Source organism: Caballeronia mineralivorans PML1(12) (assembly GCF_001028175.1).
In the GTDB taxonomy this organism is placed as follows: domain Bacteria; phylum Pseudomonadota; class Gammaproteobacteria; order Burkholderiales; family Burkholderiaceae; genus Caballeronia; species Caballeronia mineralivorans.
The window spans coordinates 72,676-88,446 of sequence record NZ_AEJF01000171.1 but is presented as its reverse complement, the minus strand read 5'-3'; the positions used below and the strand labels follow the sequence as shown (position 1 = coordinate 88,446).

Annotated in this window: 16 protein-coding genes; 9 read left to right on the top strand and 7 right to left on the bottom strand. The window is 61.5% G+C overall.

Features of this window, described 5'->3' with window-relative positions:
* The 3 genes from EOS_RS28450 to EOS_RS28440 form a co-directional block, all read left to right on the top strand.
* On the top strand, positions 1 to 639 hold a 639-nt coding region (locus EOS_RS28450), incomplete at its 5' end, for a biotin--[acetyl-CoA-carboxylase] ligase (protein ID WP_047895519.1).
* Complete coding sequence (locus tag EOS_RS28445) at positions 636 to 1,442, top strand: type III pantothenate kinase (protein WP_047895518.1); 807 nt, start codon at positions 636 to 638, stop codon at positions 1,440 to 1,442. The genes EOS_RS28450 and EOS_RS28445, both read left to right, overlap by 4 nt.
* Before the next feature lie 13 nt (positions 1,443 to 1,455).
* Positions 1,456 to 1,695: a hypothetical protein gene (locus EOS_RS28440; protein ID WP_047895517.1), complete on the top strand. Its 240-nt coding sequence runs from the start codon at positions 1,456 to 1,458 to the stop codon at positions 1,693 to 1,695.
* A 21-nt stretch (positions 1,696 to 1,716) separates the two neighbouring features.
* Here the strand turns inward: EOS_RS28440 and rfaE2 are convergent, their stop codons facing one another.
* From rfaE2 to EOS_RS28420, 3 genes are all read right to left on the bottom strand, one after another.
* Positions 1,717 to 2,199 carry a D-glycero-beta-D-manno-heptose 1-phosphate adenylyltransferase gene (rfaE2, locus tag EOS_RS28435; RefSeq protein ID WP_047895516.1) on the bottom strand — a complete coding sequence of 161 codons (483 nt, stop codon included), beginning with the start codon at positions 2,197 to 2,199 and terminating at the stop codon, positions 1,717 to 1,719.
* A gap of 172 nt (positions 2,200 to 2,371) precedes the next feature.
* On the bottom strand, positions 2,372 to 3,244 hold the full coding sequence (locus tag EOS_RS28430; RefSeq protein ID WP_047895515.1) for a ferritin family protein: 873 nt from the start codon (positions 3,242 to 3,244) through the stop codon (positions 2,372 to 2,374).
* 500 nt (positions 3,245 to 3,744) lie between these two features.
* Complete coding sequence (locus tag EOS_RS28420) at positions 3,745 to 4,740, bottom strand: MerR family transcriptional regulator (protein WP_053064075.1); 996 nt, start codon at positions 4,738 to 4,740, stop codon at positions 3,745 to 3,747.
* A gap of 264 nt (positions 4,741 to 5,004) precedes the next feature.
* Here EOS_RS28420 and EOS_RS28415 point away from each other — a divergent pair, with 264 nt between their 5' ends.
* From EOS_RS28415 to EOS_RS28400, 4 genes are read left to right on the top strand one after another with little or no spacing between them, the layout of a single operon-like run.
* On the top strand, positions 5,005 to 6,300 hold the full coding sequence (locus tag EOS_RS28415; protein WP_047895513.1) for an NAD(P)/FAD-dependent oxidoreductase: 1,296 nt from the start codon (positions 5,005 to 5,007) through the stop codon (positions 6,298 to 6,300).
* On the top strand, positions 6,297 to 7,127 hold the full coding sequence (locus EOS_RS28410; protein ID WP_047895512.1) for a DUF1365 domain-containing protein: 831 nt from the start codon (positions 6,297 to 6,299) through the stop codon (positions 7,125 to 7,127). Before EOS_RS28415 ends, EOS_RS28410 begins: the two co-directional genes overlap by 4 nt.
* Positions 7,128 to 7,134: 7 nt before the next feature.
* Entirely contained in the window at positions 7,135 to 8,418 is a 1,284-nt protein-coding gene (locus EOS_RS28405) for an SAM-dependent methyltransferase (protein WP_082163546.1), read from the top strand.
* Between the two features lie 35 nt (positions 8,419 to 8,453).
* The gene (locus EOS_RS28400) at positions 8,454 to 8,963 is read left to right on the top strand and encodes a chalcone isomerase family protein (protein WP_160312539.1); all 510 of its coding nucleotides are present in this window, start codon (positions 8,454 to 8,456) and stop codon (positions 8,961 to 8,963) included.
* Between the two features lie 39 nt (positions 8,964 to 9,002).
* Here the strand turns inward: EOS_RS28400 and EOS_RS28395 are convergent, their stop codons facing one another.
* From EOS_RS28395 to EOS_RS28380, 4 genes are all read right to left on the bottom strand, one after another.
* Positions 9,003 to 9,719 (bottom strand): PhaM family polyhydroxyalkanoate granule multifunctional regulatory protein, encoded by a 717-nt coding sequence (locus tag EOS_RS28395; RefSeq protein WP_047895511.1) that lies wholly within the window; start codon positions 9,717 to 9,719, stop codon positions 9,003 to 9,005.
* Positions 9,720 to 9,781: 62 nt separating this feature from the next.
* Positions 9,782 to 10,609: an enoyl-CoA hydratase/isomerase family protein gene (locus tag EOS_RS28390; RefSeq protein WP_047895510.1), complete on the bottom strand. Its 828-nt coding sequence runs from the start codon at positions 10,607 to 10,609 to the stop codon at positions 9,782 to 9,784.
* 24 nt (positions 10,610 to 10,633) lie between these two features.
* Positions 10,634 to 11,812, bottom strand: coding sequence for an ABC transporter substrate-binding protein (locus tag EOS_RS28385; RefSeq protein WP_047895509.1), 1,179 nt, complete (start codon positions 11,810 to 11,812; stop codon positions 10,634 to 10,636).
* Between the two features lie 124 nt (positions 11,813 to 11,936).
* The gene (locus EOS_RS28380) at positions 11,937 to 12,923 is read right to left on the bottom strand and encodes a fumarylacetoacetate hydrolase family protein (RefSeq protein WP_047895508.1); all 987 of its coding nucleotides are present in this window, start codon (positions 12,921 to 12,923) and stop codon (positions 11,937 to 11,939) included.
* 239 nt (positions 12,924 to 13,162) lie between these two features.
* Here EOS_RS28380 and EOS_RS28375 point away from each other — a divergent pair, with 239 nt between their 5' ends.
* Both EOS_RS28375 and EOS_RS28370 read left to right on the top strand, forming a co-directional pair.
* Positions 13,163 to 14,035 carry an IclR family transcriptional regulator gene (locus tag EOS_RS28375; RefSeq protein ID WP_047895507.1) on the top strand — a complete coding sequence of 291 codons (873 nt, stop codon included), beginning with the start codon at positions 13,163 to 13,165 and terminating at the stop codon, positions 14,033 to 14,035.
* A gap of 174 nt (positions 14,036 to 14,209) precedes the next feature.
* A complete protein-coding gene (locus tag EOS_RS28370; protein ID WP_047895506.1) occupies positions 14,210 to 15,439 on the top strand; it encodes a DUF3108 domain-containing protein in 1,230 nt (409 codons plus the stop codon).
* Positions 15,440 to 15,771: the final 332 nt, after the last annotated feature.

Sequence of the window (15,771 nt, the reverse complement as noted above, 5' to 3'; positions counted from 1 at the left end):
GGCAACGCGCTGCTGTTTTCCACGGCCTGCGTGTTGCCGCGGCCGCTCGAAGGGCTCGCGGGCCTGAGCCTCGCGGTGGGCACGGCCGTGCTCGAGGCGCTGAACAGCTTGCCGCTGACGGCATCGGCGAGACTGGCGCTGAAATGGCCAAACGACATCCTGCTCGACGACGGCAAGCTCGCCGGCATCCTCATCGAAACCGCGTGGAACACGCCGCGGGCGAGCGCCGTGGTGATCGGCATCGGCATCAATTTGCATGGCGCAGCAGAACTCGCGGCGGAACTGGACGAAGCTCAGCGCCGCAACGCCCTGCCAACGCCGGGGAATACGCCCGCCTCTTTGTCGCGGGCATGGCCCGAAGCGAATCTCACCGATACCCTCGCCGCCGTCCTGAACGCGCTCGATGCCACCCTGGCGCGTTTTGCCGCCGATGGCTTCCGCCCGTTTCGCCAGCAGTGGCTCGCCGCGCACGCTTACGCCGGGCGCGAAGTTGTGCTGCTCGAACAAGGTGTGGAGGTGGCGCGCGGCCTGGCGGTGGGTATCGACGATAACGGCCAGTTGCAAATCGATACAGCGACGGGTTTAAGAACCGCCACCACCGGCGACGTCTCACTGCGTCTTGCGGAGCAGCGGCCGTGAGTGGTAAACCGTTTCTGCTTATCGATGCAGGCAATAGCCGGATCAAGTGGTCACTAGTGAGCGCCACCAATGAAACGCTGAACGGCGGCGCGTTTGAACACGTCGACGTTGAAGCCGTTCTCGCGGATTTGCCCGATTGGGCCGATTTGCCCACCCCCGCGGGCGCGTGGATTTCGAACGTTGCAGGACCGCGCGTGGGCGAACGCATTGCCGCCCTGCTCGATGAACGCTGGCCCGGCCTGCCCCACTCGATCGTGCGCGCTCAGGCGCAACAATCCGGCGTAACGAACCGCTACACGGAACCTGCGGCGCTCGGCAGCGACCGGTGGTGCGGCATGATCGGCGCCCACGCTGCGTATCCGGGGGAAAACCTGCTGATCGCCACCATCGGCACGGCGACGACGCTCGAAGCGCTGCTCGCCGACGGCACGTTCACAGGCGGCCTGATCGCGCCCGGATGGTTGCTGATGATGCAATCGCTCGGCACCCACACGGCGCAACTGCCCACGCTCCTCCCCGATACCGCCCGTCGCGCACTCACCTCATCCACCGGCATTTTCGCCACCGACACGCGCACGGCGTTGTCGTCGGGATGCCTGCTTGCGCAGGCTGGATTGATCGAGCGAGCGTGGCACGATCTGCGCGCCCAGTGGAACAACGACGTGCGCCTGATTCTCAGCGGCGGCGGCGCCAGCGAAGTGGCGGGCGCGTTAAAGGTGCCGCATACTCGCCACGACTCGCTCGTGCTCGCGGGGCTTGCGTTGATCGCTCGCGAAGCCGCCGTTTCCCGTTCACCCGATTGATGGAGCGCTTTCCATGCTGCGCTGGCTGCTCGCCCTGTTGTTTCTGGCAAACCTGTTGATGTTCGTCGTCGCGCAAGGGGTGTTTGGACCGCTGCCGGCCGCCGGTGGACGCGAACCGCAACATCTCGACCGCCAAGTGCATCCCGAACTGGTGCGGGTTCGTCCGATCAGCCCAGACGAAGCCGCCGATCAGGCCGTGGTCGGCGGTCCGGCGCCCACGGCTCCGGTGCAGGCAGCGCCGCTGTCGCAATAAGCGGCTTTTCCGGCGACGCTTTTACCCCTGGGTGCGCACTTTCTTGAGCAACGCGGTCGTCGAGCGATCGTGCTCGAATGGAATAGCCAGCGCCTTTCCGCCCCAACTCCGAACCAGCGCCGATTCCGCGAGCTTGTCCATGTCGTAATCGCCGCCTTTCACGAGCACGTCGGGACGCAGTTCACCGATTAATTCGAGCGGTGTGAATTCTTCGAATTTCACCACCCAATCCACGCTTTCCAGCGCCGCGAGCAGCGCCATCCGGTCGTCTTCGCGATTGATCGGCCGGTCGTCGCCCTTGCCGAGCAAACGCACGGATGCATCGCTGTTCACACCGACAATCAGCGTTGCACCTAACGCCTTTGCGTCGGCGAGATACGTCACATGTCCGCGATGCAAAATATCGAAGACGCCGTTCGTGAAGACCACGGGCGACGCGAGTTGCGGGCGCAAAGCGGCAAGCGCGTCGCGCGTCATGATCTTGCGTTCGAAAGGAGCGGACATGGCTGTAAGCGATGAGGGATTTGGAAGGACCGTAGTGTGCCACGCATGCCGGCACGCTTCGATATTCACAGGCGTTTGTGCTTCAAAAGCGCTTTAACCGCGCTCTAAAAACGAAACAGCCCGCCGGTCAAAAACCAGCGGGCTATTTTGGAACAACGAGTCGGAACCCCGATCAAGCCGGCAGTTGCGACGCTCCTTGCGCAGCCTGCAAGCGCAAGACCACTTCCTTGCGATACCGATTCAATTCCTGCGCCGTAGCAAACGAGCGCTCAAACAGAATGGACAGGTTGTGCAGAATGCGTTCGACGACTTTCTTCTCCCAGCTGTCGTCGAAGCGGATTTGTTCGTCGAGCCAGTGTTCGAGCCACTCCGGATCCGGCAGACGCGACTGGATCGTATCGCGCGGAAACAGCGCCTGGTTCACATGCAAGTTGGTCGGATGCAGCGGCTTTTCGGTGCGTCGCGCCGATGCCATCAGGACACCGATCTTCGCGAACGCCGCGCGCGCGATATCGCCGGTTTGCGTCATCGCTTTCTTCATGTAGCGCAGATACGCACCGCCATGCCGCGCTTCGTCGCGCGAAATGGTTTCGTAGATGTGCTTGATCACCGGCTCTGTATGCCACTCGGCAGCACGCCGGTACCAGTGGTTCAGGCGGATCTCGCCGCAGAAGTGCAGCATCAGCGTTTCAAGCGGCGGAGCCGGATCGAATTCGAAGCGGACCGCATCCAGTTCTTCTTCAGTCGGCACCATTTCAGGCTTGAAGCGGCGCAGGTATTCCATCAGCACGAGCGAGTGTTTCTGCTCTTCGAAGAACCACACGCTGATGAACGCTGAAAAATCGCTGTCGTTGTGGTTGTCGCGCAGGAACATTTCCGTGGCGGGCAGCGCGGACCATTCGGTGATTGCGTTCATCTTGATGGTCTTGGCTTGTTCGTCGGTAAGCAGCGCCGAGTCGAATTTGTCCCAGGGAATATCTTTCTCCATGTCCCAACGAACCGATTCCAGCGATTTATACAGTTCCGGATAAAGCATCGTGTTCATAGTCCACCCCTGGTTTGCAACGTAGTGCGACAGTTCTGTCTGTTGTAACTTTCGCCGGCTACGCGCGGAAACCCGCGCCGCCAGCAGCGAATCTTTCAATTTTACGCGGGAATCAGGCGCCCAGATGCAAAAACGGTAAAGAAGCGCCTGTCGCGTCCCTCTGCGACTTTTTGCCCGTTGCAATCGCAGCAGCCAAGCGGCGATGCAATGTCTACCGTGGGTGAGGAGCGAACCCTGTGCCTGAGGTAAGTACGAAGCGCAAGCTGTGATGAAGCTCGTTTAAAGCCTTTTTTGATACTTTGCTAAAGCTGCTTAAAACCCTGTTTCCTGCCCGGTCCTCAGCGCTTTGTGACTGCTGCGCACCCCGCGTGAAGCATGCCTTTCGTGCGTGACAGACTCAAGGCGCAAAGCGTTTTGCGCCACGCCCCACGTCATGTCCCGTCCGGCGTCGCGGCGTTGGCCTTGATGCAAAGCCCACGCGGCAGCCAACAGCCCGCCGATCATAGCATGGCGCTATGACGCCACTTCGCCACAGCATCTTCAATGGGCGCAAGTCCCGCTACGTTCAACACGCCGTCAGGAAGCTTGCGCCGTAACGCGGGACTGCTGCCGCCGACCCAGATTGCGACCTTCGAAGGGAGCATCTGGCGCAACTCCGTGAGTCCGTTGACCACTGCCTGCACGGGCATGGAAGCGGAAAAGGACAGCGCGACGATCTCGACGTCGTGGGCCGTAACGGCATCGACTATGTCTTGTTGCGGCGTCTGCGTTCCGAGCGCAATGCATTCGCAATCCACCAGCGCGAACATGGCCTCCGCCATCAGGATGCCCAGCCCGTGCGCCTCGCCGGGCAGCGTGGTGAGCAGCACCCGCGGGTGAGCGCCGCGCCCACGTAAAGCCTCGGACAGTGGACGCATCAGCGAGCACAGCGCGACCTGCATCGCTTCGCTGAACAGGTGCTCGTGATAGACCTGCAGCGTGCCTGCCGCCCATGCATTGCCAACCCGCGCGGACAGCGGCGCAGCAGCGTCCAAGACGAAACGCGCGAGCCCTTCGCGCGTGGCGCGCTTGAGCAGCTCGAAGCGGAAGTCGTCATAACGGCCCACTCGCAGCAGCTCCACGAGCCGGTCAAGCTCCACGTCCGGTGCGTCCTGTCCCACCCCCGAATCTTCAGCCAGTTGCTGCAGTCGCGTGATCGATTGGGGCAAGACCTTACTCGGCCTGTGGCCTGCGTCGAGCAAGCGCTTGACAAGCCGAAGCTTGGTCACCTGCTCTTGCGGATAGAGCCGTTCGCCGCCCGTCGAGCGCAACGGTTGCGGAAAGCCGTAGCGCCGCTCCCAGACCCGCAGCGTGTCCTTGGTCAGTCCGATCTCGTGCGCAATCGCGCCAATACCAATGCCCGTCGTATCCGCACTCACCAGCACCGAGCCTCCGGCTTCAGTCACGCCGGCCGTCGCGCTACTCAAGGACGGCTCAGTCTCTGATGTATTTGTCATGGACAAATTGTCATATGTATAAATTAAGCAGCGAGGCCAATATCCTCAAACTCTAATATCTACGGACTTTAGTGACGACTCAAACATTGTTTATCATAGACGAATTTTTGTGTTTTTGATGGACAAAATATAGTCAAGAAATGACCGTTTAATTCCAGCTGGCTGCATCCATCGCGACGGGGATTGCGTAAATCACCTTGAACACGGCATGAGCAACCGCGCGCTGGTCGGAACGCAAAAGACAAAGACACACGGAGCAACGTCATGAAAGTCGCGGTAATCGGAGCGGGGATTTCGGGACTGGCGTGCGCGTACCGGCTGGCGAGGGCCAAGGCGGGTATCGATGTAACGCTGTTCGAGGCCAACGGCTACTTCGGCGGTCACACGAACACGGTGGACGTGACACTCGATGGCATCACGCACGGCGTGGATACGGGTTTCCTGGTCTTCAATCACCGTACCTATCCGAACCTGGTGAAGCTTTTTGAAGAACTCGACATCCCCACTACCGCAACCGATATGTCGTTCTCCGTATCGCTGACGGAGCGTCGGCTCGAGTGGGCCGGCAGCGACCTGAACACGGTCTTCACGCAGCGTCGCAATCTGCTGCGCCCGGCGTTTCTGCGCATGCTGGCCGAGATCCTGCGCTTTAACCGCACGACCACCGCGCTCGTCCGGGCAAGCCGGGACATCCAACTCGCCGAGCCAGTGAGCGCCTTCCTCGAACGCGAAAAATTTTCGACGACGTTCCGCGACTGGTATCTGCTGCCGATGATCGGTGCGATCTGGTCGTGTTCGACATCGCAGATGATGGCGTTTCCCATCGGCACGTTGATCCGCTTTTGTCACAACCACGGGCTGCTGCAAGTCAACGACCGGCCGCAATGGCACACGGTCAACGGCGGCGCGCGCGAATACGTGCGGCGCATGTTGCCCGCCATCGGCGATGCCCGTATTTGTGCGCCCGTGAAATCAGTGAGGCGCAGCGCGTTGGGCGTTGAGATCGAAAGCACGCGGGGAATTGAACACTTCGATCACGTCGTGCTCGCCTGCCACAGCGATCAGGCGCTGGCGCTGCTCGCCGATCCCTCGCGCGACGAATCGGCCACGCTCGGTGCGATTGGCTACGCGCCGAATCGCGCGGTGCTGCACACGGACGCGCGGCTGTTGCCGGCGCAGCGCGCATGGTCGGCATGGAACTATGAAAGCCGCACCGGGGAGCTGGGCGGCGAGCCGCAGTTGTGCGTGCACTACCTCATCAACAAGCTACAACCGCTGCCGTTCAAGACGCCGGTAATCGTCTCGCTGAATCCCGTGCGCGAGCCGCGTCGCGACACAGTGATGCGTGAGTTCGCCTACCGCCATCCCGTCTTCGATCAAACCGCCGTGCAGGCTCAACGCGTTTTGCCTTCGATGCAAGGCGTGCGCAACACATGGTTCGCGGGCGCGTGGACCGGTTACGGATTCCACGAGGATGGCCTGAAGTCGGGACTGGACGCGGCCGCGAAGCTGACCGCCGTCGCTGCACTGAGCAGTAACGCACCGGCGCTTGCAGCATGAGCACCCCCTTCGATACCCCCGACCTACTGCTCGTGGGCTCGGTGCGCCACAGGCGGCTGCGCCCCGCGCGCAACGCGTTCACCTACGGTGTCTACACGTTGCGGCTGCCGCTTCGCGCCCGCGCTGCGCGACTCGCTCGGGGCGCACATCAAAACTCGCTTTTTTTCGCGACCAATCGCTTCGGCCTGCTGAGCTTTTACGACAGCGATCACGGTGCCGCAGGACAAACAGCGCTGCAATGGATCGAAGCGATGCTGCATGAAAACGGCATCCACGACGCCACCGGCGAGATCTTCCTGCACACGTTCCCGCGCGTGCTGGGCTACGTCTTTAACCCTGTCAGCTTCTGGTTTTGCGAACGCGCGGACGGATCGTTGCGCGCCGTGGTCTGCGAAGTGAACAACACGTTCGGCGAGTGCCACTGCTATCTGCTCGATCCCGCCGGCGGCATCCACAACGGCGCGCCGCTCACCGCGCGCAAGGTCTTTCACGTGTCGCCGTTCTGCAAGGTGCAGGGACACTACACGTTCCACTTCATGTTTGCATCGCCGAAATGCGGCAAGCCGCTGCGGTCGCTGGCGCGCATCGATTACGACGACGGCGAGGGTCCGCTGCTGCTGACCAGCATCGCGGGGACCGCGTGTCCACTCGACACCCGCAACGTGCTGCGCGTGTTCTTCGGTTATCCGCTGATGACGTTTGGTGTGGTCGCGAGAATTCACTGGCAGGCGCTGAAGCTGTTCTTCAAGCGCGTGCCGTTCCTGAGCAAACCCACTCCGCCGTCCGCGAATGTCTCGCACGAGCGGGCCGAACTGCCGACCAGGTGACTTGCAAATGTCGACACAGCCCTCCTCTCCTTCATCGCTTCGCAATCCGGTGGCATCGTGGTTCATCCTGCCTTTGCTTCGGACCCATCGCGCGCTGCGCAAACCCGCGGCCGCACGCGTGGTGCTCAGGTTGCTGAGCCAGCTTCAATACGGCGTCCTCGATGTCCATCTCCCCGACGGCACCACGCGCCGCTATGGACAAGCGCCCGACGCTGGCGGCAACCCGCCGTACGCGCGTGTCGTGCTGACCAACTGGAACGTGTGCGCGGCGGCGCTGAAGAGCGGCGATATCGGCTTTGCCGAAACGTATCTGGCCGGCGACTGGCATACGGACGACCTCGCCGCGCTGCTCGACATCATGGTCCGCAACCGCACAACAGTTGAAGCGGTGATCTATGGATCATGGTTCGGCAAGCTGACGAATCGCCTGCGGCATCTGCGCAATGCGAACACGAAGGCAGGCAGCCGGCGCAACATCCACGCACATTACGATCTCGGCAACGCGTTCTACAAGCTGTGGCTCGACAGCACGATGACCTATTCGAGCGCGCTCTTCGACGGCTCTCCCGACCAGACGCTCGACGACGCGCAGCGTGCGAAATACCGGCGGCTGCTAAACGAGTTGAAACTCGACCGTGTGGACTTGAACGTGCTGGAAATCGGCTGCGGCTGGGGTGGTTTCGCTAAGCTTGCTGCAAGCGAGGCGAAAGCGAATATTACCGGCCTTACGCTATCCACCGAGCAACTCGCATACGCACAGCAGCGTCTGGCGGACGCGGGCCTCGCTGAACGAGCCGACCTGCGCCTTCAGGATTACCGCGATGCCCACGGCCAGTTCGACGCCATTGCATCGCTAGAAATGTTCGAAGCCGTCGGCGAGGAATACTGGCCCAGCTACTTCGAATGCCTCAAGCGCAACCTCAAGCGCGGCGGCCGGGCGTGCGTGCAGACGATCACCATCGACAACACGCTGTTCGATCGCTACAGAACCAGCACCGACTTCATCCAGCAATATATTTTTCCAGGCGGTATGCTGCCGTCTCCTGCTGTCTTCGTGCAATCCGCGGAACGTCATGGGCTGAAAGTGGTCAACCAGTTTTCTTTTGGCCGCGACTATGCGCGCACGCTCAAGTTATGGCGCAATGCATTCGTTAACCAGCTAGACGAGGTTCGTGCGCAAGGATTCGACGAACGATTCATCCGCTTGTGGGACTTTTACTTATGTTATTGCGAGGCCGCGTTCGCGCACTCCAACACCGACGTGATTCAGTTCACGCTGGAACACGCCTGATCTGCCGAGCCGCCACGCTCCTTCTGGTGCTGCTCGTGCCGCCCCTTCAGGCGTTCGCCTTCGATGCCACGGCGCTCGTGCGCCAGACCATTCCGCAAGCGCGCATGCAGGGCGAAGGCGAACTGCGCATGTACGGTTTGCATATCTACGACGCCAAGCTTTTTGTCGGGCCGGCGGGTTTGTCGAGCAAGGAACTGGCGGCGCGGCCGCTCGCGGTGGATGTCGAATATGCACGCGCTTTCAAGGGCACCTCGATAGCCAAAAGAGGCCGCGAGGAAATGGACGGTCTGAAGGTCGCCAGCCGGGAGCAGACAGCGCAATGGCAACAGCAGATGGAAGATATCTTCCCGGACGTGCAACCGGGAGATCATGTGATTGGCGTGTTCGTGCCAGAACGCGGCACGACGTTTTATGCCGGCGACAAAGTCATCGGCTTGATTCCCGGCGACGATTTCGCTCGCGCGTTCTTCGCGATCTGGCTCGATCCGCGCACGTCGGCGCCGGGGTTGCGCAACCAGCTGCTCGCCAACGGCGCAGCGCAGTAGGTCGTCGTTCCACCGCGCCGCAGCCCCTCTAAGCAAACCTCAAAGCGGCTTCTTTCTTACCGCCGCTTTCCTGGCTGGTGCCTTCTTCGCCGCGGCTTTCTTTGCCGCGGGCGGCGGCGCCTCGGCTTCAGGCGGTTCGATGTCGTCATCGTCATCGTCGCCGTTCTCGTCTTCATCCGTGCTCATGCTGGGCGCCGCAGCGCCGGCATGCTGTTGCGCCATCGCCAGGGTCGCGAGACTGTTGAATTGCGACTGAAGCATGTTCCACCAGCCGGAGGGATCGAATGACGCGTCGTTCACGCCGGCTTCATTGGGCGCGGCTGTGCCCGGCTCCGCTTCCGCCTTCGGCTTTTCCTGCGGCGGCGCAGGCCATGCAGCAGCAGCCGACGACGAAGCCGCCGAAGCCTGCGCATTCTCCACCGACGACTGCGCGAACGCGCCGAACGCACGCAGCGTCGCGAGCGTCGCACGCTGCACTTCCAGCGCCTGAATGGCCGATTGCAGCATGTTCAGATTGAGCTTCAGCCATTGCTCGACAGCGCGCATGTCTTTGATCCGTTTATCGAGCTCCTCCACGTTGGTCAGCGGCGCGAGCATGTCGGACATCATAGAAAGCGACGGCGATCCGCCCGCGGCTGCCGCAAACGGGTTCAACTTCATCATGTCCCACATCTTTTCCATTATGTCGCCCTGTGAGAAACCGGTCATGCCGGAGAAACTTCCAAAAGGCGGCGTACCACCGGGCGTATCGGTCATGAGACTTTCTCCTTGGTGCTGCGGGAACATATGAGGGAAACCACAAAAGATTCGATGCACATCTAGAACGGCGATCCGCCCGGGAAATCCGGCGCGCGCCGCTCGCGCAGCGACTTGATCCCTTCCTGCACGTCGGGTCCGGAAAAGCCCATGAATTCGAGTGCCAGCGAGGTATCGAAGGCGGGACCGGCCGTTCGCAGCCAGTTGTTCAGCGCGTATTTGGTCCAGCGGATTGCCGTCTGCGAACCTTGCGCCAGACGATTCGCAACTTCAACCGCTTTCGGCAGCAATTCGCTCTCATCTACCGCCAGCGACACCAAACCGATCCGCTCCGCTTCCTCGCCGCTCACCGGTTCGCACAACAGCAGGTAATACTTCGCTTTCGCCATGCCGCACAGCAACGGCCACACAATCGCGGCGTGGTCGCCGGCGGCCACGCCGAGCCGCGTATGACCATCGATAATGCGCGCCGTTTTCGCCGCGATGGAAATATCAGCGAGAAGGCCCGCGACGAGTCCTGCACCGACCGCCGGGCCGTGCATCGCCGAGACGATCGGTTTGCTGCAGTTGATCACGTTATAAACGAGATCGCGCGCTTCGCGCCAGACCCGCGCACGGACCTCGAAATCCGAGGCCATCTGTTCGACCAGATCCAGGTCGCCGCCGCCTGAAAATCCCTTGCCCTCGCCGCGAATCAACGCCACGCGCGTATCTGGATCGCGATCGATATCGCGCCAGATATCCGCCAGTTCGCGATGCATATTGGCATCGGCGGTTGCGAGTCCGCTCTTGTTCGCACCCGCGCCGTTCATCACGATTTCGAGCACACCGTGATCGTGCCGCCGCAATTCCAGCGACGTGTAATGCGCGTAGAGAGATAGGTCGCTCATGGTCGTGCCTTAGCTAAAGGAGGATCAACGAGGTTGATAAATCCACTTGCCGCTCTCGATTTTCGCGATCACGCGAGCACGTTGATCGAGACCGATATGATCGTTCGGCGTCATGTTGACGAGGCCGTTCGAGTCCGCGAAATTTTTCGTGCTTTCCAGCGCATCGCGTAAAGCGCCGCGAAACTCGGGCGTGCCCGGCGCGCCCGCTTTCATCGCAATGGGCACCGCGCGGTTCAGCAACATACCCGCGTCCCAAGCATACGAGCCAAACGCCGATACCGACCCCGCGCCGTATTTCGATTCGTACAGTTTGATGTACTCGAGCGCGAGATGTTTCGCCGGATGATCGTCAGGCAATTGCGAGGCGACCAGAACCGGGCTCGTCGGCAAAAACGTGCCGTTGCAATCCGCACCGCACACGCGCAGGAAGTCGCGGTTACCCGTGCCGTGATTATGATAGATCGTGCCCTTGTAGCCGCGTTCTATCAACGTCTTTGGCGGCAACGCGGCGGGTGTTCCCGCTGCGCCTACGACCACCGCGTCCGGCTTCGCGGCCAGGATCTTCAGCACCTGCCCGGTCACGCTGGTGTCGGTGCGGTTGAAGCGCTCGTTCGCCACCATCGCGATCTTGTGAAGCTGCGCGAACTTCGATACCTCCGCGTAAAACGTCTCGCCGAGCGCGTCGGCCTGACCGATGAACGCCATCGTTTTCACGCCGTGATTGCTGGCATGTTCTGCAATCGCCGATGCCATCATCGCGTCGGTTTGCGGCGTCTTGAAGACCCAGTGGCGCTTGGCATCGACAGGTTCAATGATCTTCGATGACGACGCCAGCGAGATCATCGGCGTCTGGCCGTCGGCGACGATATCGATCATGGCGAGCGAGTTTGGCGTAATCGATGAACCGATGATCGCGTCCACGTGATCTTCGGAGATCAGCTTCTTCGTGGTCTGGACGGCTTGCGTGGTGTCGGAGGCGTCGTCGAGAATGATGTAATCCACCGGACGGCCGCCCATTTCCTTCGGCAGCAACGCGACAGTATCGCGCGCCGGAATGCCGAGCGACGCGGCCGGCCCCGTCAGCGACAACACCAGCCCGATCTTCACATGCGGCGTCTGCGCCCAGGCCGCCGTTGAAAGTGTGATCAAAACACCCGCCGCCAGTTGCCTGAACGCCGTTCCCCATCCGCCGCCTGACTGCATCGAAGTCTCCTTGTTATGGGTGCGCCGACGCAATTTTTTATGAGCGTTTCGACGCAATGCGGCTAAGTGTAGGGCGGCGCAGCATGGGCGCGCATCGGGCGAAACCCCTTACTGAGGGCGCCAGTTATTCGTTGAGCGCGACAACCGCCTGATCGATTGCACCGAAGATCGACTTGCCGGCGTCGTCGAACATTTCGATCTTCACGCTGTCGCCGAACTTCATGAATTCCGTCGTCGGTGCGCCGTGTTCGATGGTCTCCAGGCAGCGCTTCTCGGCGATACAGCAATAGCCGCGCTTCGTATCCTTGTTCGAGACGGTACCCGATCCGACGATCGATCCCGCGCGCACGTTGCGGGTTTTAGCCGCGTGCGCGATCAACTGGCCGAAGTTGAACACCATGTCCGTGCCGCAATCGGGCTGGCCGACTTTCTTGCCGTTCCAATGCACGATCATCGGCCGATGCACGCGGCCTTCGCGCCAGGCATCGCCGAGCTCGTCCGGGGTGACCGCGACCGGCGAAAACGCCGTGGCCGGCTTGCTCTGGAAAAAGCCGAAACCTTTGCCGAGTTCCGCGGGCACTAGGTTGCGCAGCGAGACATCGTTGACCAGCATCAGGAGGCGCACGTGCCTGAGCGCGTCGGCGGGTTTGACGGTCATCGGCACGTCGGTGGTGATCACGGCCACTTCGGCTTCGAAGTCGATCCCATAAGCCTCCGATGCACACACGATATCGTCCGTGGGACCCAGCAGATCGTCGCCGCCGCCCTGGTACATCAGCGGATCGGTCCAGAATTCGGGCGGCATTTCCGCGTTGCGCGCGCGGCGCACGAGTTCGACGTGGTTCACGTAGGCCGAGCCGTCGGCCCATTGGAAGGCACGGGGAAGCGGCGCCATGCACGCTTTCGGATCGAAGGCGAACGAGTGGCGCGCGCGGCCCTGGTTCAACGAATCCGACAGATCCAGCAATTGCGGCGCGTAGAAAGTCCAGTCGTCCAGCGCGCGTTGCAGCGTCGGCACGATCGCGTCGGCAATGGCCGCCGTGCGCAAATCTCGCGATACAACGACCAGTTGGCCGTCGCGCGTACCGTCCTTCAGCGTGGCAAGTTTCATAAAGCGTCTCTACGTTTAGTGACGATGGAGGAAATCTATTTTACGATGGTGAATCGCGTCGGGGCGGTTTTGCGACGATTCGGGCTGAGGCGGTGGAATATCACGGCGTTTGCCGGTTGCCGTTTCCATGTAGTCGCATTCGCCATGCCCTTAGCTGTTTACCGTCTCCATTTAAGCCGCTCACGCGCCCGACCTAACATTGGTTTTATGAACCGGCTCGCGCCGTCATCGATTTCTCCATGCCCTCTCCCAGCCGTCCCGCTTCGTCCACGTTGCCCGCATCCGAACAAGCCGAAGCCGACGATGCCCTCGACCTCGCAGATTCCTCCGACTCAACCGACACCGCCGAAGAGAAATCCCGCTCCGGCATCCAGTCGATAGAAGTCGGCTTCCGCCTGCTCGACGTGCTGACGAACGAGCCGCGCGCGATGATGCTGCGCGATCTCGCCCAGCGCGCCGGCATGAGTCCGGCGAAGGCGCATCGCTATCTGGTGAGTTTCCTGCGGCTGGGCGCAGTCTCGCAGGATCCGGTTTCCGGGCGCTATGAACTCGGCGGTTTCGCGTTGCAAATGGGTCTGGCGCGCTTGGCCCGCGTTGATGGCGTGAAGCTCGCGCGCATCGCGCTGACGGAGTTGCGTGACCGGCTCGACCAGACGGTAGGCATCGCAGTGTGGGGCAACCAGGGCCCGACCGTCGTGCACTGGATGGAGTCGAGCTATCCGGCGAAGGCATCGTTGAAACTCGGCGATGTCATGCCGCTGTTGTCATCGGCGACGGGTTTGCTGTTTGCCGCGTGGCTGCCGCGTAGCAAGACGCAAGCAATGCTCGACCGCGAACTCGCCGCCACGCGGCAGTCGATGGAGGACATTGAACCACTGCTCGCCGATATCCGCGCACACGGCGCGGCGCGCGTGGAGGGTATGCTGCTGCCGACCATCCATGCGTTCTGTACGCCTGTATTCGACTCGACCGGTGATCTCGCGCTCGGGCTGATTGCGCTCGGCCACGAAGGATCGTTCGATACCCGCTGGGGCGGGGAAATCGACACCGCCTTGCGCGAGTGCGCCGGACAACTTTCTTACGAACTCGGGTACAAACCTGGCGAACGGTAATACTTGAGGATTGCATGTCTCAACACCCGCGCGGAACATCGCGGCGTGCACGCGGGTCATAGGTGTTTCGCCCGCGATCTCTTTTTCACCTGCGTTCTTTCATGATCGCCGCCGATTATTTCCCGGGCAGCGTTTTACACGCTTGCCTGACCACGCGCGTTTCCGAGCTAGCCAATGCCGTTCTCCCTGCTTCGCCGCCGTCGCGCCGTTTCTGGCGGATCATCCGACGATTCATCCTCCGACCCTTCCCTTCGATGGGTCGTGTGGCTGGCCGTGCTGCTCGCCGTAGTAGCGCTGCATTGGGTTGCTGGACGTTGGGTGGAGAGGAGCAGGAGCACGTCGAACCCGACGCCGGCGGAACATGTCCCGGTGCAGGTGGAGTTATTGACACCCAAGCCTGTAGCGCAAACGCCGACGCCCCCCGCATCGCCTCCGCCCGCCCCCAGGCCGAGACCCAAACCGGCGCCGCAACCTCAACCTACACACGCCATCACGACAGCGCAACAAACTGAACAAGCGGTGCAGGCTGTGGAAGCGGCACAGGCCGAGCAAGCGGCACAGGCCGAGCAAGCAGCACAAGCCGCTCAAGCAGCACAAGCATCCGCAAAGGCAGCGAGCGATGCTGCTGCCGCTCAAGCGGCAGCAGCCTCCCAAGCAGCAGCCGCGCCCGCCGATAAGTTCAGCGTCCCGCCCTCGGGTGAACTTCGATACGACACGCGAATCAACGGCGTGATGAATCAGGTAGGCACGATCCACTGGATCAACGACGGCCAGCACTACGAGATGGTCGTCTCCATCCCCTTGCCGTTCGTCGGGCCTTACGTATATTCCAGCAAGGGTCACACCGATCGTTTTGGCCTTGCGCCTGAGCAATACTCGGAGCAGCGTGGCCGCCGTGCCGCCGACATCACCGTCTTCGATCGCACCACGAAGCAATTGGTCTATACACGCACGCCGAACAACCAGCCACTCGCCGATGGCGCGCAGGATCGCTTCAGCGTGGTCATGCAGCTATCGAGCCTTGTACGAGGCACACCCGACACCTACAAACCCGGCGTAGCGCGTCAATTCAGTGTTGCCGATAACGACAGCAACGAGATCTGGCCAATAGAAACCGTCGGCGATGAAAACGTCCAGACCGCCGACGGCAACGTCCAGGCACGCCATTTCACCCGCCTGCCCCGACGCGACGGCGATCGCCGGCGTCTGGACATCTGGCTCGCGCCCGCGCTGGGCTGGCTGCCCGTGCGTATTCTGCAGACGGAGCCGAACGGCATGCAGATCGAAATGCTCTGGCGCGGCAAGCTGCAGCCACCGTCCGTAACGCCGGATCAATCCGGTGCAGGCACACCGAATGCGTCCGACAATTCAACACCCGGCACGCCTGGATCCGACAAACCCTGATTTCCTCGTAGGTGAAAGCGGACCTGAGCCCCACGCCCGGCGAACCTGCGCGACGTAAAGATTCGCCGGAAATAGCCGTTAAACAGGTGACTCCAGAGCATGCACGGACGTGTGAAAGATGGTTCGATCCCGAACTGAAACCGCATCCAAACGGGGCCAGCATGCAAGTGACGGTCAACGGTTTCGACACGCGGTACGTTCTTAGCATGAAGGTGTTCACGACGCCGCAGATGAAGCCTCATTCCGATAAATGCGCGGCGAATGTGCGGCAAAACTGAACGGCGAGTATCGTCAATGGAACGGTGCGAAGTTTGCTGACGGAAACGTACCGG